General features: G+C 69.8%; 16 protein-coding genes. 10 read left to right on the forward strand and 6 right to left on the reverse strand.

The window, feature by feature from the left end:
• Positions 1-88: 88 nt before the first annotated feature.
• Positions 89-331: a hypothetical protein gene (locus VK923_01965; GenBank protein ID HSJ43432.1), complete on the reverse strand. Its 243-nt coding sequence runs from the start codon at positions 329-331 to the stop codon at positions 89-91.
• 903 nt (positions 332-1,234) lie between these two features.
• Entirely contained in the window at positions 1,235-2,146 is a 912-nt protein-coding gene (locus VK923_01970; protein ID HSJ43433.1) for a capsular polysaccharide synthesis protein, read from the reverse strand.
• Positions 2,147-2,673: 527 nt separating this feature from the next.
• Between VK923_01970 and VK923_01975 the strand changes: the two genes are divergently transcribed.
• The 6 genes from VK923_01975 (at position 2,674) to VK923_02000 (ending at position 8,656) form a co-directional block, all read left to right on the forward strand.
• On the forward strand, positions 2,674-3,420 hold the full coding sequence (locus VK923_01975; GenBank protein HSJ43434.1) for a phosphocholine cytidylyltransferase family protein: 747 nt from the start codon (positions 2,674-2,676) through the stop codon (positions 3,418-3,420).
• Positions 3,408-4,466 carry an iron-containing alcohol dehydrogenase family protein gene (locus tag VK923_01980; GenBank protein HSJ43435.1) on the forward strand — a complete coding sequence of 353 codons (1,059 nt, stop codon included), beginning with the start codon at positions 3,408-3,410 and terminating at the stop codon, positions 4,464-4,466. The genes VK923_01975 and VK923_01980 overlap by 13 nt, the downstream gene beginning before the upstream one ends.
• A complete protein-coding gene (locus VK923_01985) occupies positions 4,438-5,214 on the forward strand; it encodes a CDP-alcohol phosphatidyltransferase family protein (GenBank protein HSJ43436.1) in 777 nt (258 codons plus the stop codon). The genes VK923_01980 and VK923_01985 overlap by 29 nt, the downstream gene beginning before the upstream one ends.
• A 58-nt stretch (positions 5,215-5,272) precedes the next feature.
• Positions 5,273-6,661: a DUF5941 domain-containing protein gene (locus VK923_01990; protein HSJ43437.1), complete on the forward strand. Its 1,389-nt coding sequence runs from the start codon at positions 5,273-5,275 to the stop codon at positions 6,659-6,661.
• A gap of 11 nt (positions 6,662-6,672) precedes the next feature.
• A complete protein-coding gene (locus VK923_01995; protein HSJ43438.1) occupies positions 6,673-7,512 on the forward strand; it encodes a glycosyltransferase in 840 nt (279 codons plus the stop codon).
• Between the two features lie 109 nt (positions 7,513-7,621).
• Positions 7,622-8,656 (forward strand): sulfotransferase, encoded by a 1,035-nt coding sequence (locus tag VK923_02000; GenBank protein ID HSJ43439.1) that lies wholly within the window; start codon positions 7,622-7,624, stop codon positions 8,654-8,656.
• Between the two features lie 182 nt (positions 8,657-8,838).
• On the opposite strand, the gene VK923_02005 is transcribed toward VK923_02000, so the two are convergent.
• Complete coding sequence (locus VK923_02005; protein ID HSJ43440.1) at positions 8,839-11,205, reverse strand: CDP-glycerol glycerophosphotransferase family protein; 2,367 nt, start codon at positions 11,203-11,205, stop codon at positions 8,839-8,841.
• 306 nt (positions 11,206-11,511) lie between these two features.
• On the opposite strand from VK923_02005, the gene VK923_02010 reads away from it, so the two are divergent.
• On the forward strand, positions 11,512-12,576 hold the full coding sequence (locus tag VK923_02010) for a sulfotransferase (protein ID HSJ43441.1): 1,065 nt from the start codon (positions 11,512-11,514) through the stop codon (positions 12,574-12,576).
• Between the two features lie 75 nt (positions 12,577-12,651).
• On the opposite strand, the gene VK923_02015 is transcribed toward VK923_02010, so the two are convergent.
• Positions 12,652-13,476, reverse strand: a complete 825-nt coding sequence (locus VK923_02015) for a hypothetical protein (protein ID HSJ43442.1) — start codon at positions 13,474-13,476, stop codon at positions 12,652-12,654.
• A 190-nt stretch (positions 13,477-13,666) separates the two neighbouring features.
• On the opposite strand from VK923_02015, the gene VK923_02020 reads away from it, so the two are divergent.
• The 3 genes from VK923_02020 to VK923_02030 are packed head-to-tail and all read left to right on the forward strand — an operon-like array spanning position 13,667 to position 16,242.
• Entirely contained in the window at positions 13,667-14,578 is a 912-nt protein-coding gene (locus tag VK923_02020; GenBank protein ID HSJ43443.1) for an ABC transporter permease, read from the forward strand.
• Positions 14,571-15,458 (forward strand): ABC transporter ATP-binding protein, encoded by an 888-nt coding sequence (locus tag VK923_02025; GenBank protein ID HSJ43444.1) that lies wholly within the window; start codon positions 14,571-14,573, stop codon positions 15,456-15,458. The genes VK923_02020 and VK923_02025 overlap by 8 nt, the downstream gene beginning before the upstream one ends.
• 25 nt (positions 15,459-15,483) lie before the next feature.
• Entirely contained in the window at positions 15,484-16,242 is a 759-nt protein-coding gene (locus VK923_02030; protein HSJ43445.1) for a class I SAM-dependent methyltransferase, read from the forward strand.
• A 129-nt stretch (positions 16,243-16,371) separates the two neighbouring features.
• On the opposite strand, the gene VK923_02035 is transcribed toward VK923_02030, so the two are convergent.
• Positions 16,372-17,124, reverse strand: a complete 753-nt coding sequence (locus VK923_02035; GenBank protein HSJ43446.1) for a methyltransferase domain-containing protein — start codon at positions 17,122-17,124, stop codon at positions 16,372-16,374.
• Complete coding sequence (locus tag VK923_02040; GenBank protein HSJ43447.1) at positions 17,099-18,148, reverse strand: glycosyltransferase family 2 protein; 1,050 nt, start codon at positions 18,146-18,148, stop codon at positions 17,099-17,101. The genes VK923_02035 and VK923_02040 overlap by 26 nt, the downstream gene beginning before the upstream one ends.
• Positions 18,149-18,461: the final 313 nt, after the last annotated feature.

The following is an 18,461-nucleotide window of genomic DNA, read 5'->3' on the forward strand; positions in this document are numbered from 1 at the left end:
CCGGCCGCAGCAGCCTGCGCCACGGCCGTGGTGGACGTCTGGTCCATTGCGAGCCTCCTTCAGATGTCGGGACGGGATTGTGCGACGATCACCTCGCACCCGGACTCGGGCGTCCCGTCGTCGACGATATCGGCGGGAACCCGGGTGTGCGCAGGGCCAGCCCGGTGGGGTTCTCGAGACGGCGCACGACGTTGGGCGACCGCTCGCGGGGTCCGTAGCGGTGGAGCGCATCGGTGACGACGTCGACGATGACCAGTGCGAGGTCGATTGCCACGCCACAGCGGGCCGCGAGCACGGCGAACAGGGAGCGGTCCTTGTGCACCGGGTCCATGGTGACGTTGATGTCGCGGCTTGCGTTGAGGACGACCTGGCCTTCGGACTCGTGGACGAAGGAGTTGCCCGAGGAGATCCCGATCGCCTCGTAAGACGTTGGCGAGGTCCGCGCCGGCGAGCCCCGCGGTCGTCAGTGCCTCGTCCAACGCGACCAGGTGCCCGACGTTGCCCAGCCCGACGAACCGGACCTTCACGCCAGCTCCTGACCGCTGTGCGCAGGTGGTGGGGTCACCACCCGCACCGTGGCGTCACCCAGAGTCTTGGCCGCTGGCCGTGCCACGATCAAGCGATCAGGTCGGTGCCTGAGCCCCGCGAAATCTGTTGCTCGCGCCCGATCCTGGGCGTTGGGTTCCGCGCTGATGCGGTACAGGACGCCACCGCTGCCGGCCCGCGGGCCACGCCACTGCGAGCGGTACGGGGACGTGACTTGCGTCGCCGACCTCGCGGCGCGGCCACGCGTGTATGTGCTCGGCTTCGAAGACCTCTGGCTGCGGATGTTCGCCGACGCCGGGGTCACCCCGCAGTCCGACGGGGTGACGCTGGACACGTCGGTTGCGGCGATCGAGGTCGCCGCGACGAGCGCGATGTCTGCGATCGTCCCGGAACGCTTCGCCCGCGGCGCGCTGGCCGCCGGACGCGTGAGCCGGGCGGTCGCTGTCCTCGTGCCGATGCGGCAGTCGCACTACGTGCTGTGGCCCGAGCGGTCGGCCCCGTCGTCGGAGCCCTGGCGTTCATGCAGTGGCTCGCCGAGCTCGCCGCCGCGACGGAGGCCTGACGACGGTGGGCGCCGGGCCGCGGCCGCCCGGACGCCGCCGCGCGTCTTGCGCGGCCGGACGGCGAGATCACCGGATCGCCCACCACCCTGTACCAGCGTCCGACGCGCGCCCCGGCGTCACAGTCGTCAGTGTGGCGCGCCCGTGCGCAGGAGGTGGTCCAGCATCGTTCCGCCGGTGTCGACCTCCGGCGAGATCTTGTATGTGAGCTTGTGCACGGGAGCCACGTCGAGCAGTGTGCGAAACCGGTCGGCGTCATACGGCTTCAGCATCCGATCCTTGAACCGGGTCAGCCGTTGCGAGCTCATCCACGGCATGTTCTGGCAGCATGCCGTGACCTCCGGGTGCAGATGGGACAGTGCCTCGAACAGGTGATGCAGCACGTAGTAGTCGATGGGGCGGTCGTGGTGGCGCCAGTAGATGATCTGCGCCCACCGGAGCGCCTCGATCACGCGGTGGCCGGGTGGACTTGCCATGAACCAGCTCGAGATCCGTGCCGTCCGGTAACGTGGCGCGAAGAACCCGGACGACAAGAGGTCGGGCAGCATCGCGATCATGTTCTCACGGACCAGGCACGTCGCGTCGAGCCAGACACCGCCGTGCCGGGCGAGCAGGTCGAGCCGCAGGACGTCGGAGAACTTGGTCCGTGAGTTGCGTGTCCGATCGTGCACATATCCAGGGATGTCGGCGTACCTGTCGATGGCATCATCATCGAGCACGACGACCTCGTCGGCACCGTGGTGCCGGATCAGCTCCATGTGGCAGCGACGGACCACCGGGGGCGCCTCCGCCATCCCTTGACCCCAGTAGACCCACACCCGGTACGGAGCCTCGGCAGACGCCGGTTGCGCGTGCACTGCACGCTCATGGATCTCGTCGAGGTGCGCCGTGACGAACGCGACCAGGTAGCGTCGCGCCTCGAAGTGCTCGGGGTCGGCGGCGAGGAGCCGCTGCTCGACCGGTGACATGCCGGGCTCGCATTCGCGCATCGTCGCGGTGACGTGAGCCACGCCGTCGGTGTCGCCCAGCCTGCGCAACACGCGCGCAAGCCGCCCATGCCAGTGCTGGACCGCATCGTCCAACGCGATCGCAGCCCGATACGCCTCAGCCGCCGCCTCCCACCGACACGACCGCTCCAACACCCGACCAAGACGGAACTGCAGGCGAGCGTTGGACGGATCCAGCCCGGCCGCTCTACCCAGCGCAGCCGACGCTCCGTCCAAGTCACCGGCCTGCTCAGCCCGCCGCGCACGACGGAGGGCCCATCGTCGCGCGATTGCTTTGACGCCCTGCACGGTCAGCATGGTGATCCGGACGACGAGTAGACCGCAGCGGTCATCGACGCATCATGAGGTAGCACAACGTACCTTGCCGTACAGCAATTCTCATGCCGCAACCCGCGCCGCCGTGTGGTCCGGGGACGCCCGCCGGTGCAAGCCAGTGGGGTGTCGGTGACCGTCAATGGCTGTAGGCACCGAACGCGACACCACAACCTCGTCGTCCGCCGCGAGTCGCTGTAGCCTGCGTGTCCAGCCCGTGTGGCGCACAGGTCCACGACGACTCGGAGGTGACAGAAGACATGTGGGGCATCGTCCTCGCGGCTGGAGGCGGCACGCGGCTGAGGCCGCTGACCGACACGTTGCCCAAGACCCTGCTGCCGGTCGACGGCGACCGCACGATCTTCGAGATCGTCGTCGCGAACCTGCGTGCGGTCGACGTCACCGACGTCGTCGTCGTCACCGGTCATGCTGCGTCATTGATCGACGACAGCGCCGACGCGCTGCGTGCACGGTACGGCGTCGAGCTGCACCCGGTCTTCAATGACCACTATGCCGACTGGAACAACGCCTACTCGCTGTGGCTGGCCCGTGGCGCCTTCCGCCACGGTGCGCTGCTGGTCAACGGCGACACCGTGCACCCGGCCGACGTCGAACGCAGGCTGCTCGACGCCCGCGGCGCCGCATCGGTCGTGCTCGCGCTCGACGACGACAAGCACCTCGGCGAGGAGGAGATGAAGGTCCGCCTGACGTCCGAGGGCGTGCTGGCACACATCAACAAGGCCCTCGATCCCGACGACGTCGACGGTGAGTACATCGGCGTCACCCTGATCGAGCCCGAGGCCAGCGACCCGCTGGCAGCGGCGCTGCAGGCCACCTTCGAGCGCGACACCAGCCTGTACTACGAGGACGGCTACCAGGAGCTCGCCGACCGCGGGGGCGAGATCCGCACCGCCAGCATCAAGGGCGCATCCTGGATCGAGGTCGACAACCACGAGGACCTCGCGCGCGCCCGGGGGATCGCATGCCACTACTAGCACGGACGGTCACGACACCGATCGCCATCGAGGTGCGCGCCGGCGCCGTCGACGGCCTCGGTCCCCTGCTCGCCGATGGCCGGATCTCCACCGGCGGCCGCGTGGCTGTGGCCGTGGGTCCCGGCCAGGGCGATGAGATCGCCAGGAGCATCACCCGGACCGCGCCGTCGAGCTCGGTCGTGCCGATCGCCAGCGGCAGCCTGAACGGCGCGCTCGAGCTGATCACCCACCTGCGGGCCGGGTGGTACGACGCGGTCGTCGGGATCGGCGGTGGCAAGACCCTCGACGCCGCCAAGTACGCGGCGAGCATGACCGGCCTGCCGTTCGTGGCCGTCGCCACCAACCTGTCCAACGACGGCCTCGCATCGCCCGTGGCGTCGCTGGAGAGCCACGGGCGCAAGGGCTCGTTCGGTGTTCACATCCCCATCGCCGTGTTCGTCGACATCGACTACGTGCGTGACGCCCCCGCCCGCCAGACGCGGTCGGGCGTCGGTGACGTCATCAGCAACCTGTCGGCGATCGCCGACTGGCAGCTCGCCGGCAGGATCACCGGCGAGCCGATCGACGGCCTCGCGGTCGCGCTGGCCAGCAGCGCCACCAACGCGCTGGTCCGCCGCGACGACAGCGTCGCCGACGACACGTTCCTGTCGACGCTCGCCGAGTCGCTGATCCTGTCCGGGATCGCGATGACGGTCGCACGCACCAGCCGACCATGCAGCGGCGCGTGCCACGAGATCAGCCACGCGCTGGACGCCTCACACGACAGCCCGGGCCTGCACGGCGAGCAGGTCGGGCTCGGCGCGCTCTTCGCGACATGGCTGCGCGGTGACGACGACCTGGTCGGCCTGATCGACGCGTGCCTGCGCCACCACGACCTGCCGCGGGTACCCGAGGACCTCGGCCTGTCGGCGGAGCAGTTCTGCGAGGCGGTCCTGGAGGCACCCGAGACCAGACCCGACCGCTTCACGATCCTCGAGCACCTCGCGATGGACAAGCAGCAGGTCAAGGAGCGCGTCGATGCGTTCATCACCGCCTTCGGTCGCTGAGCTGCGGGCCGTCTCCCAGCCCGCCGAGCTGGTGGGCAGGCGTAGCGCCGAGCACTGGGCGGGCCGGCTGTACATGCGCCGCGTTTCTGCGCACGTGACCCGCCGCGTGCTGGGCCTGCCCGTCACGCCCAACGGCTGGACGGTGCTGATGATCGTGGTCGGTGTCGCGGGCGCCGCGGTCCTCGCCGTGCCGGGGCTGTGGACGGCGATCGCCGCCGCCGCCGCGATCCAGGTCTACCTGCTGCTCGACTGCGTCGACGGCGAGGTGGCGCGCTGGCGACGGACGACCAGCGCGGCAGGCGTGTACCTGGACCGTCTGGGCCACTACACGGTCGAGGCGGCGCTGCTCGCCGCCCTGGGCGTCCGGGTCGACGGCGGATACGCCGCGATCGGGCTCGGCACCGTCGTCGGGCTCGCCACCGCGGTGCTCGCGCTGCTGTCGAAGGTCGAGACCGACCTGGTCGTCGTCGCACGGGTGTCCGCGGGCCTGCCCGTCGACGCCGAGCGCGACGCGGCGCCCGGCACGAGCACCCTGCGTGGCGTCCGCCGTGTGTTCGCGGCCGTGCCGATCCACCGGATCATCGGCGGCGTCGAGCTGTCGCTGCTCGCAGTGGTCGCGGCCGTCGTCGACGTGGCAACCGGCGAGGCCGTCGGATCTCGCGCGTTGCTCGCCGTCGCCACCGTCGCCGCCGCGATCGTTGCGGTCGGGCACCCCATCGCCATCCTCAGCTCCCAGCGACTTCGATGACCCTGGACGGCACCGCCCCCACCCGCCCCGCGTCGTCGACCCGGACGGCGTGACCGGCGTGGCCGACGACGCGCGGATGGACGCGGCGGTCAAGGACGAGGACGGGTTCTTCGCGACCTTCCTCGTCAGCTCCTGGTCGCCGCACCTCGTCCGATGGGCGGCCGCCCGGCGGATCACGCCCAACCAGGTGACCGCCGTGTCGAATGCGCTGACCGTCGCCGCCGCGGCGGCCTTCGCGACGGGCGTGCGGCCCGGCCTCGTGATCGGCGCCGTGCTGGTCCAGGCCGCGTTCGTCGCGGACTGCGTCGACGGCCAGCTCGCCCGCTACACCGGCACCGGCACACCCTTGGGCGCCTGGCTGGACGCGGTGTCGGACCGCGCCAAGGAGCTCGTCATCTACGCCGGCCTCGCCGTGGGTGGCGCGCAAGACGGCGAGCCGGGCATCTGGCTGCTCGCCAGCTGCGCACTGGCGCTGCTGGCTCTGCGCCACCAGACCGACTTCGCGTACGCCGCCCAGCACGGACCCGATCCTGGTGCGCCGGGCGCGGAGAGCGGCTGGACCGTCGGCGTCACGGGCCAGGTGGGCCTTGCAGGGGTTCGCACCGCCGCGACGCTCGAGCGGTCGTGGCTGCGCTGGATCAAGCGCATCATCGTGCTGCCGATCGGCGAGCGGTTCGCACTGATCTCGATCACGGCCGCGGTCGCCGGTCCACGCACGACCTTCGTCGCCCTGCTCGGGTGGGGCGGCGTGGCGGCCGTCTACATGGTCACGGGCCGCATCCTGCGGTCGCTCGCCGACGCGGACGGGTCCGGCCGGATTGGCTCCGACGACCGACGAGGCGGCCGCGGGCGAGGTGGCGAGATGACCGCGGCGCTCACCTCCCACCGCGACGACGGTCCCCTCGCGCGTGCGCTGGGGCGCCTCGCGCCAGACCGACTGCCGCCCGTGTGGACGACCGTCATCGGCTGCACGGCGCTCGCCAACGGCCTCGCCGTCGACGGCGCCCGCACCTCGACCAGCTCAGCCGTCGGCGTCGGCGTGTTCGTCCTGCTCGGTGCGCTGTCCGCAGGAGGTCGTGGACACGGCCACCTGCGCTGGGCCGTGCCGCCGCTGCTGCACGCCGGGGAGTACGGGACGCTGATCGTCCTGGCGTGGCGGACCGGCATGCCGCCCGCCGCGTTCGCGCTGCTCGCAGCCGTCGCGGCCCACCACTACGACCTGGCGTACCGGCGGGGGCCAGCACCGGCACCGAGGCCGGTCGACCTGCTGGCCGGCGGCTGGGAGGGGCGCACACTGGCGCTCATGGTCGCGTCACTGGCCGGGCTGGTCGGCGGTGTCAGCCTCACCCTCGCCCTGTGGGTCGCCCTGCTCGTGGTGGTCTCGGCCACGCAGCGGGTCCGCGCCCTTGCGCAGGATGGTCTGACGACGCACGGGCGGACGCCGTGAAGGTCGGCTGCGTGATCCTCACCATGGGCGACCGGCCCGACGAGCTGGCCCGCGCGGTCGCGTCGGTGACGGGACAACGTGACGTCGACGTCGACTGCCTGGTTGTCGTCAACGCCGCTGAGCCACTCGCCGCACCCCCGGACGCCCGCGTCCACGTCGCAGGGCGGAACCTCGGCATCCCCGGCGGCCGCAACGACGGCGCACGGCTCGTGGCGGGCGATCTGCTGCTGTTCCTCGACGACGACGCGTCACTCGCCGACGATCGCCTGCTCGCGACGGCGGTCCGGTGCTTCACCGCCGAGTCCCGGCTGGGCATCGTGTCGCTGCGCATCGTCGATCCCGACGGCCAGCCAACGGCCCGACGCCACGTCCCGCGGCTGCGCGTCGGCGACCCCGGCGTCGGCTCCGAGGTCACGACGTTCCTGGGCGGCGCCTCGATCATCCGGCGCGCCGTCTTCGACGAGGTCGGATGGCTACCCGACGACTTCGAGTACGCGCACGAGGAGACGAGCCTGGCGTGGCGGGCGCTCGACGCAGGGTGGCACATCCGCTACGCCGGCGACCTGATCGTCCACCACCCGGCCATGACCCCGGTGCGCCACGCCCGGTACCACTACCTGACGGCACGCAACCGGGTGCTGCTGGCCCGCCGCCACCTTCCCTGGGCGGTGGCGGCGGTCTACCTGACGTTGTGGACTGCGCTGACGCTGGTGCGTGGCGGCCGGGACGGGCTCGAGCCGTCGCTGCGAGGCTTCATCGACGGCTTCAGGCATCCGCGTGGGCCGCGGGCCCCGATGTCATGGCGGACCGTCGCTCGCATGACGCGCCTCGGGCGTCCTCCCATCCTGTGAGTGCTCGAGGCAGCGATCACGTCCCCGGCGTCTGCCCGGATCTTCGACCGACCCACCGCGGACGTGACCGCCGCCCCTCGCAGGCCAGGAACGGCAGGAGACACACGACATGAGCGCGTCACGACAGCGCGTAGGGGCAGAGCTTCGGCCGATCATCATCGTGGGTTGCCCGCGTTCGGGCACCACGCTGTTGCAGCTCATGCTGCATTCCCATCCCCGCATCGCGATCCCGCCGGAGAACCGCTTCGTGTTCCCGATCTACGCCCGGCGCCTGCGCTTCGGTGACCTCAGGCTGCGCCGCAACCGTGACCGGGTCGCGACGTTCATCATCAAGCGCCGCTGGATGCGCCTCGAGCACCTCGGCGTGGAGCCCGACGACCTGCGTCGCCGGATGCGTCAGGCCGACCCGACGATCGGGTCGCTGCTCGCGACGGTGTTCGAGGCGTATGCAGCACGGTTCGACAAGCCGCGATGGGGCGACAAGCGGCCCGCCTACATCGACCGGCTGGACATGGTGCTGCGGCTGTTCCCCGACGCGCAGATCATCCACATCATCCGCGACGGCCGTGACTGCGTCAGCTCGCTCAAGCGCATGCCGTGGTGGCGGAGATCCACGTACGCCGCGATCCGCACCTGGGTCGATGCCATCGAGAACGGCGAACGGGCCCGCGCGACGCTCGCCCCGGACCAGTACACCGAGGTGCGCTACGAGGACCTCATCGCCGACCCGGAGCCCGAGCTGCGCCGCCTGACGACCTGGCTCGGCGAGGACTTCGATCCTGCGATGCTCGAGCCGCACCGGGTCTCGCGTGTAGCCGTGCCGGAGGGCAAGACCTGGCACCGCAACACGCGCCGGGAGGTCAACGCGAGTGCCGTGCAGCGGTGGGCGTCTGACCTCGAACCATGGGAGCTGCGCCTGATGGAGGCGGTGGCCGGCGACCGGCTTCGCCGGTACGGCTACGAGCTGTCGCACGGGAGCCGACCCGCGCCGCCAGCTGTCCACCTCGCGCGGTACGCCGACGAGGTGCTGCGCCGCAGGCTGTGGTCGGCGCGACGACGCCGCCGCGACCGCATCATGGAGCGCCGCTATGGCTGGCCGGTGGCGGCCGCCGCGTCAGACCGCGCGACCGCCGACGTGTCCTAGAGCAAAGGGTCGTCGAGGACAGGCCTGCGAGCGCTGGATGCCGGGCGCTCCCCGGTCGGCATCGGCCTGGTGCGCGAGCGAAGGCGCCGGCCTTGCCGAGGGACACGCTCGGGGGCCGAAGGACACGTTCGAGCATGTCACTCGCGTGCCGGCAGTGTCCCTCGGCGCGAACCGGTGCCCGGCTACGGGCCGACCGTGTCGACCTCGCCCGCCGCGGTCACCGACGAGACGTGCGCCGGCTCCTCCGGCAGCTTCGGGCGGGGTGGCGGGACCTGCTCACCGAGGAACACGCGACGCACGGTGCGCTCCGCGGCGTTGCCGTCGTCGAACATGCAGAAGCGCGCGCGGAAGCGGTGCAGCAGGCGGTCTGCGTCGGCCGATTTGTAGGACCGCGACCTGAAGATCTCGATCAGCTCGTCCTCGGTCGTGGCCAGCGCACCCGGCGGTTCGGCCATGAGGTCGAAGTTGACCCCGCGCACGACCTTGTAGATGTCCCAGTCGTGGGCGTAGATGATGATCGGCCGGCCGAGGTTGGCGTAGTCGAACATGACCGACGAGTAGTCGGTGATCAGCATGTCCGACGCCAGGAGGACCTCCGCGGTCTCGGGATGGTGCGAGACGTCGATCAGCTTGCCGGTGCGCACCAACCGCCGGATCGTGTCGTTCTGCGCCTCGTCGTCGTAGAAGTAGTGCGCACGGAGGAGGACGACGTGCTCATCGCTGATCTCGCCGCACAGCCGCTCGAGATCGAGCTGCAGGCTGAAGCTCGTCTGGTAGTCACGGAAGGTCGGCGCGTACAGCACGGCGATCCGCCCCTCGGGGATGCCGAGCTCCCTGCGCAGCCGGGCGATCTCCTCCGGATCCGGATCGTGCAGCCAGTCGTTGCGCGGGTAGCCGTACTCCAGCATCTCGTAGTCACAGGGGAAGTCACGCTTCCAGACCTCGGTCGAGAAGCGGTTCATCGAAAGGGTGTAGTCCCACCGGTCGGCGCGCTCGAGCAGCTTGGCGAAGTTCATGCGCTTGGCTGCGACGGGGAACTCGCGCAGCTTGACACCCATGGTCTTCAGGGGCGTGCCGTGCTGCGTCTCCAGGTGGATCTGCCCCCGCCGCTTGATCATGAAGTTGGGGAAGTTGACGTTGTTGACGAAGTACTTGGCACGCGCGAGCACGCGGTAGTACTCGATCGATCCCTCGATGACGTACGGCACCCCCGGGGGCAGCCGATCGGTCACGTCGCCCTGCAGGACCCACACGCCGCGGATGTGCGGGGCGAGCTCGCGCATCTTCTCGTAGATGGCGCGCGGGTTGCAGGTGTAGCCGCGGTACCAGTAGGCGGCGAAGACCGCGAGGTTCTCGTCGATCGGCTCGCGCAGGAACAGCCGGTAGCGCGCGAGGCGGTAGTTGATGATCGACTGCCGGACGAACTTGCGCAGCCGCGCGACGGCCTTCCGCCCGCGGGAGCGAACCGTCAGGCGCACGCCGTTCGCGGTCTTGAAGGCCTGGAAGGCGGTGTACGCGTCGCGCTTGAGCATGTCGTACTTGAGACGCTCCTCCAGCGACGCCGGCGGCTCGAAGCCAGGTGGCTCGTACCGCGCGTAGTGCGCAGCGACGTCGTGGAAGAACTCCGCGCGGTCCTCCTGGCGGACCCGCCTGCCGGTCTGGGCCAGGATGATGAGGTAGTGCCAGATCATGCGCTCGAACATGGCGGGTCGGAACTCGTCGAGCTCTGGGTGCGCGTCCATGAACGCGAAGATGTTCTCGTACTTGTCGAACACCTCGAAGTGGCGGCGCCCGGGCGTCTTCGTGATCGCACCCGTGCGGCGCTGGCGGTAGAAGTAGCAGACGCGGTCGAGCAGGCTGATCCGCTCGGCGGCCATGAGCACCGGATAGGTGACCGGCAGGTCTTCGTAGTACCCGGGCATGAAGCGTTGTCCGAGGTCACGGAGGAACGCCGTGCGGTAGGCCTTGTTCCACGCCACCATCAGCAGGTGCATGACGTCGGGGCGCTCGCGCAGCGTGAAGACCGTCGGGCCCGGCTCGCTGAGGATCTCCTGCCTTACGTTGCGCTGGACCCTGCCGTTCCAGTATGCGCGGGCGTGGTTGAAGAACATGACGTCGGGCGTCGTCTTCTCGAGCCGCCGGACGATGACCTCGAGGCTGTTGCCCTCGAGCCAGTCGTCACTGTCGATGAACATGACGTACTCGCCACGGGCACGCTCAAGTCCGACGTTACGGGCATTGCCCAGGCCCGCGTTCCGTTCGAGCATCACCGGGATCACCCGGTCGTCGCCCTGTGCGTACTCCTCGACGATGCGCGGCGAGTTGTCGGTCGACGCGTCGTTGACCGCGATGACCTCGATGTCGGTGAAGCGCTGGTCGAGGATCGAGTCGAAGCACTGCCGCAGGTACGGCTCGACGTTGTAGATGGCGACGACGAGGGTCAGCTTCGGCGCCCCGGACCGGTCGGCGGTCGCGGGTTCAGAGGCGACGTCGGCTTCGTGGTCCCCCCGGCGCGGCTCGGACACTGCTCGAGCCCCGTTCGAATCCACGTGCAGCAACCTCCTGAAGCTGAGGTGAGTTGGTGATGCCGCCGATCGGCGCACCGGAAAGCATGTGGACGTCGGGCCCACAGATCCTCCGCAGCTTATCAGCGCGTGGTTACCGCTTCCTCGATCCCGCTGTAACCGGACGGACACGCGCGCCGGACGCACGTCACCCACGGGGAGGCCGTGTGACGTCCCGCTGGGCGTTTGCGGCACCTCCCTCGCCCGGCGTAGGCTTCCACACCGCTCATGCCTCTCCCTCTCACTGTGCCGTCATCCGTGCGACACCCTGTCAGGTCTGCAGTTTCGGGCGTGGTCGAACGCGCCGCGGTCCTGCGCACCGATGACCGTCCCGTGTTCGTGGGCGGCTGCCCGCGCAGTGGCACCACGCTGCTCCGGTCGATGCTCAACGCGCATCCCGTCCTGGCGCTCCCGCGCGAGACCCACTTCGTGGTCGAGTCCTACCGCCAGCGGACGACGTTCGGCGATCTGCGCGACGCCGACAACCGCAGGCGCCTCGCCAAGTGGATCGTCACGCGCAAGCGGACGCAGTTCGACCGCCTCGAGCTGCCACGCGACGAGGCCATCCAGGCGCTGTCGAACGCGTCACCCACCGTCGGCTCGCTCGTCGGCACCGCGCTGAAGCTGTTCGCCGAACGCTTCGACAAGCCGCGCTGGGGTGACAAGCGGCCGAAGTACGTGCAGGAGCTGCCCGCGATCCTCGACATGTTCCCGGACGCGCAGTTCGTCGGGATCGTCCGTGACCCGCGTGCAGTCGTGGCGTCGATGAAGAAGCTGGGCTGGCTCGACAGCTGGTACGACGGCACGGTCGCCGGCGCCGTCGACCGCTGGCTGTACTCGGTCAGGGCCGGGCGGCAGGCACTGCGTCGCTACCGCGACGACCAGTTCCTGGAGATCCGCTACGAGGACCTGGTCGACGATCCCGCGGGCGTGCTCAGCCACATGTGCACCTTCCTCGGGCTGTCCCACGACGGGCTCGACGCGATGCTGCAGTTCCACCGTGGCGACACCGACATCCCCACACCGCAGCGCTCCAAGTACCACCCGAAGCTGATGCAGCCGGTGACCCACGCCGCCCTGCAGTCGTGGAACAGCGTGCTGACCCTCGAGGAGGTCGCGTTCATCGAGCAGACCACCAGCCGGGAGATGGCCCACTACGGCTACGAGCCCCGCCGCACGGGCGTGGCGATCCCCGACGAGCTGTTCGACAGCTACGCCAACTTCCGCCAGCGGTGGAAGGCTCTGCCCGGCCTCGGCCAGGGACGCGCGCACGACGACCACCCGGTCGCGGCCCGGTTGACCACCGCGCAGGTCCGCCGGCACGCCGTCCTGCACCGGCTCGGGCTGGAGCGGTAGATCGCCTCCGCTCCCCTGGATCGGGGGTCACATACCCGCGCTGCCGCGGTGAGGGTCACCGCCCACGGCCGCCCGTCAGGTCGGCCGGACGGCCCCCCGGGTGTACGAGCGAGACGCGTTGACCTCGCAGCTGTCGGCCAGCACCTTGCGCGCGTCCTCGAACGCCATCCACGCCCTGTCCATGAGCTCGCCGGGGATGTCGACCTCGTCGTAGTCGACACGGTCGCGCACGATGCGACCGGAGTTGATGAACTTCGACGGGTCACCGAACTTCGGTCTGCCCGTATACTCGAACGCCTCGTAGGTGGATCGCAGCGGCTGCTTGAGCTCGAGGAACGACCCGAACGCGTCGAGCAGCGCGGGCGTGTCGTCGATCAGCTGGTCGGCCTCGAAGAACAGGCTGCGCCGCGGCTTGGCGGCTGCGAGCTCGGTCAGCCGGCCCAGCCGGCGGGCGTAGTAGTCGACGACGCGGTCGGGCCGGCTCTTCCAGTCCGGCTTCTTGCGCTTGCGCCCCATCGCGATGATGCTGCGGATCGACTTCTCGGGCTCACGGATGGTGAACAGCATGACGATGTCGTCGCGCGCCAGCATCTGGTCGCCGATCTCGTAGTTGAACAGCAGCTTGTCGAGCAGGTACTGCCCTGAGTGCAGTTGCTCGCCGGTCAGCTCCCGGACCCGCATCGTCAGCTTGAACAGGTCGAGGCTGGTCGTGTACGACTCGTGCATCTCGACGTAGCCGGCGACCTCGGGGTTGCTGTTGAGGATGTGGCACAGCAGCGACGAGTAGCTGCGCATGTGGCTCATGATGAACAGGTACCGCCGGGGTGCGGCCAGCTCGAAGGCCAGCCGCATGCGGCCGAGCCACTCCTTGGGCGCGCTGCGCAGGTGGTGGAGGTCCATGGTCTCGCAATCGTGGGAGCGTCGCTGGCGGCGCGGGGAATGCTAGCATCGGGCGACCGCCGGACGATCCCCGTGCACGGACCGCCGCGGCCGCGGTGCGCGGCCCGCACCCATCCGACGGTACAGTGCGATGGTGGTGTCGAGGCGGCCGGCATCGCCCCGTCGTCGATCCGCAGGGAGCGCAGAACCGGTGTCGAAAGCCGAGCTGCTCGAACGTGAGCTGTTCGAGTCCCTCGAACCAGATGCTCCAGACATCCCCGCCGACCCGGTCGGGGCGTGGCCCCGCCTGCGACGGATCGGTGCGCGCGACTCCCTGGTCACGTACGTGCGCGACCTGTGGCGTTGGCGCAACTTCATCATCACCGTGCCGCTCAACGACCTGCGGGCGCAGAACCAGGACACGGTGCTCGGCCAGCTGTGGCACCTGCTCAACCCGCTCCTGCTGACCGGCATCTACTACATGATCTTCGGCGTGATCCTGGGCATCTCACGGGGTGGCGTCGACAACTACGTGGCGTTCCTGATCATCGGCGTCATCACCTTCAACTACGCGCGCACGGCGATGCGCACGGGCGCCAGCATCATCGTGCGCAACCGCCAGCTCGTGCAGAACATCAGCTTCCCGAGAGCGGCGCTGCCGCTGTCGGCGCTGATCGAGGAAGGTATCTCGCACACCTTCGCGCTCGCAGTGATGTTCGTGGTCGTGGTGACCACCGGCGTGCGGCCGTCGGCGACGTGGCTGCTGGTCGTGCCGATCGTCATCCTGCAGACCTTCATGAACCTCGGCTTCGCGATGTTCGTCGCGCGGTTCACGTTCCACTTCCGCGACACACAGCAGTTCCTGCCGTACATGCTGCGGATCCTGTTCTACGTGTCGGGCGTCCTGATCCCGCTCGACGGTCGCTTCGCCGACATGCCGCGCGCGCTGACGTTTCTCCGCATCAACCCGATCTACGTGGTCATCGACATCTCGCGCGACGCCTTCATGTACCACCAGATCAACCCGTCCCAGTGGTGGCTGGCGATCGCGTGGACCACTGTCCTGTTCGTCGGCGGCTTCCTGTACTTCCGCGCCGCGGAGAGCGAGTACGGCCTTGTCTGAGACCACGATCCGGGCCACGGAGCAGACACCCGTGACGTCGCCGCGCACCGGGCCGGCCGACGTCGCGCCGTCGGTCGTGGCCGACCACCTGTCGGTCACCTACAGGATCCAGACCGACAAGCGTCGCGAACTGCGACGCGTGCTGGTCGGGCAGCAGAGCCGTCGGCGTCGCATGCGCACCGTCGAGGCCGTTCGCGACGTCAGCTTCGTCGTCCGCCCGGGCGAGTCGATCGGGATCATCGGCCACAACGGATCGGGCAAGAGCACGCTGCTCCGGGCGATCGCCGGGCTCCAGCCGGCCACCGACGGGCGCGTCTTCGCCAGCTCGCGCCCGGTGCTGCTCGGTGTCAACGCGGCGCTCGACGGCGACGTGTCCGGCCACGGCAACGTCTACCTCGGCGGGACCGCGCTGGGGTTCAGCAGGGCCGAGCTCCACGAGCGGGTCGACGAGATCCTCGAGACCGCGGGCCTGACCGACTTCGCCGACATGCCGCTGCGGGCGTACTCGTCAGGCATGAAGGCCCGCCTCGGATTCGCGATCGCCACCGCCACGACTCCGGACATCCTGCTGATCGACGAGTCGCTCGGCGTGGGTGACGAGGAGTTCAGGTATCAGAGCGAAGACCGCATCCACGAGATGCTGGCCGCGTCGGGCACCGTGTTCATCGTCAGCCACAAGGCCGCCGCCATCGTCAAGATGTGCTCGCGCGTGCTCTGGCTGGACCACGGCCGACTGGTCGCCGACGGCGAGCCCGAGGAGATCGTCAAGGCGTACCGCAAGCTGATGCGCGCGCGCCGCAAGGAGCGACGGGGCGGCGGCGGTGGCCGTGGGAGGCAGGGACGCGGCCGCAAGCCCCGACGCCGCCCACAGCAGAACTGAGCTCGACACGGATGGGTTCCGTGTGGTGACCAAACAGCGAGACCGACTCGTCCACCAGCTGCGCTACGCCATGGCGCACCCCGATCGCGTGCTCCCACACGTCCGGCGGCTGGCACGCAACATGGGCCTCGGCATCCGCAACCGCGACCACGTCAGCTTCTACCGTGAGGTGATGCGGCAGAACGTCGCCGACGACCCCGACCTGGCCGTCGGCAGCGCGTCGCGCCGCCGCTGGCTCGAGCTGGGACGTGACCAGTTCGACTATCTGGTCGCCAACGGCCTGCGTCCCGACCACCGTCTCCTCGAGATCGGTTGCGGCAACCTGCGCGGTGGCTGGCGGTTCATCGACCACCTCGACGCCGGCAACTACACCGGCATCGACATCTCGCCCGACGTGCTGTTCGCCGCCCAGCAGACGCTCGTCGAGTTCTCGCTGCAGGACAAGCTGCCGCGCCTGACACCCGTGCAGGACCTGACGCTGTCGTGGCTGCCGTCCGCCGGCTTCGACGTGGTGCACGCGCACAGCGTGTTCTCCCACTGCCCGCTGGACGTCATCGAGGAGTGCTTCGCCAACGTCGGCCGGGTGATGGCGCCGGACGCGTTCTTCGACTTCACGTTCAACGCGACGGACGGGCGTGAGCACCAGGTGCTGAGGGAGGACTACTACTACCGCCCCGACGACCTCATCGAGCTCGCCGCACGTTGCGGGTTCACAGCCGAGCTACGAGAGGACTGGGACGCCAACGCGCAGGCCAAGATGCGGCTGCGCGCCGCGACCACCTAGGGTCCGACTCCGGTCCCGCCCGGCACTCGGTCCCAGCTACCCCGGTCGCCGTGCCGCAGGCTCCCTGCGCCGGTGGGAGTCGAGCGTCACCGAGACGACCAGGCGAACGACAGATCCGAGAGGCGGACCCTAATGCCGGACCGCGGTCGCGAGGATCGACGAGCCGAACGGTAGGTCGCCGAACCGCAGCAGCCACGCGTCGACCTTCGTGCACCGCACCAGCATCCGCTCGACCGACGACGGCAGCGCGTCGACCGCGACGCGCTGCACGGGCCTATCGAACAGGCGCTCCCGGAGCCTGTCAGCGGCGAAGAACGGGAACGTCGACGCGAACGCATGGGTCACGCGGGCCGGCGCGAACCCCGCGGCCGTGAGTGCCGCGACGAGGCGGCGACGGGTGTACCGCCGGTGGTGGCCGGCCGCGACGTCGTGGGACGACCACGCCCACCGGTAGGCGGGCACCGACAGGAGCAGGCGGCCACCGGGCCGCACGACCCGATGCAGCTCGGCGAGCAGCGCGGACTCGGCCTGGAAGTGCTCGATGACGTCGAAGGCCGAGACCGCGTCGAGGACACCGTCGGCGAAGGGCAGGGCCATCGCCGACGCACACACCCCGCCCCGTGGCAGGACGGCCGGGTCGATGTCCAGAGGGATGCGACGCGCACGGGCCCCGAGCCAGCCGACGCTCGGCCCGTCGGCACTGCCGATATCCACGACGACTCCACCGTCGGGCACCGAGGCGCCGAGTGCGACCTCCAGCAGGTCGGCCCGCGCGACATACCACCAGTAGGTGGCGTTGACCAGCGAGCCGGACGAGGGGGCGGGACGGGTCATCCTGCCCGCCGCGTCGACGCGCTCATGGACGCGGGCCGACGTCGGCACGGCCACGTCCGCCGTGGCGCTCGACGACGTGGTACGGCACGCGCGAGCTCGTCTGGTTGAGCGTCCGCACGACGTACTCACCCAGCATCGACAGCATCATGATCGTCACGCCGTTGAAGAACGACAGCAGCACGACCAGCGACGTCCACCCGGGGACCCGGGTCTGACCGGTGATTCCGAGGACCAGGTACACGCCGCCCACGAGGAAGGCGAGCAGCGCGACGACAGCACCGATCGCCGCAGACAGCCGCAGTGGGAACGCCGAGTAGCTGAACAGGATCGTCAGCACGAGCCGGGCGATGCGCGCGGGCGTGTAGTTGCTGTTCCCGGTCGCCCGCGGAACGTGCTCGACAGTCGCGTTGCCGCGGTTGTGGGAGTACAACAGCGCGAGCCCCGTCATGTAGGGGTACGCGGAGTGGTCCGCGCAGATGCGGTCGACCACGTCGCGCCGCAGCAGCCGGAAGTTCGAGACCTCCAGGTCCCGGGGCTGTCCGAAGACCCGACGATTGATCATCCCGATGGCGCGGCTGCCTACGCGTCGGTGCCGGGCAGCGTGCTTCCGAGCGAACGCGCCGAACACGACGTCGCGATCGTGCGCCGCCGCCTCCTCCATGAGGGCGATGATCTCCTCAGGCGGGTTCTGCAGGTCATCGTCCATGGTGACGACCCATTCACCACGCGCCTGCCGCAACCCGCACAGGTTGGCGTTGTGCTGACCGTAGTTGCGGAGCAGGTTCAGCACGACGAGGTGCGGCTGGTCGGCCGTCTTGCGCCTGAGCACCTCCCAGCTGTCGTCCCGACTCCCGTCGTTGACGCAGACGATCTCGAACGCGAGGCCGTGCCGCTGGAAGAAGGCCACCGTGCGGTCGATCGTCGCGCCGATGATGTCGCCGCTGTTGAAGACCGGGATGACGACGCTGAACAGCGCGCCACGCATCTGGGTCGGCACGCGGGTGCGCGGATCGACATCGGCCCCACCGACATGCTCGACGGACCCGGGGCCGTCCCGGCTCGTTCGTGTCATTCCCACACCCCGTCATGTCGCTCGTGCGCGGTGTCCTGGCGCTGTCGTACTGGCCGGGCGCCGCCCCGACAGCCGTGCGCGGCCCAAGGGGTCCGGCTGCCACGACAGTGCCCGGCCCGGACCGCCACCCACCACCTGTGCGGCCGATGGTACGTGAGATCGACCGTCGTCACGACCCTCGTCCCGGCACGTCGTCCGATCGAGCGGAGGGGTCACGCAACCCAACGCCGTCGGACGGATCGCCCAGTCGGTCTGGAGCGAGCGCCGGCAGCCACCGACGGTACGTGCGCCGGATGAGGCTGGCGGCACCCTG

The sequence above is a fragment of the Euzebyales bacterium genome (genome assembly GCA_035461305.1).
GTDB lineage: Bacteria > Actinomycetota > Nitriliruptoria > Euzebyales > JAHELV01 > JAHELV01.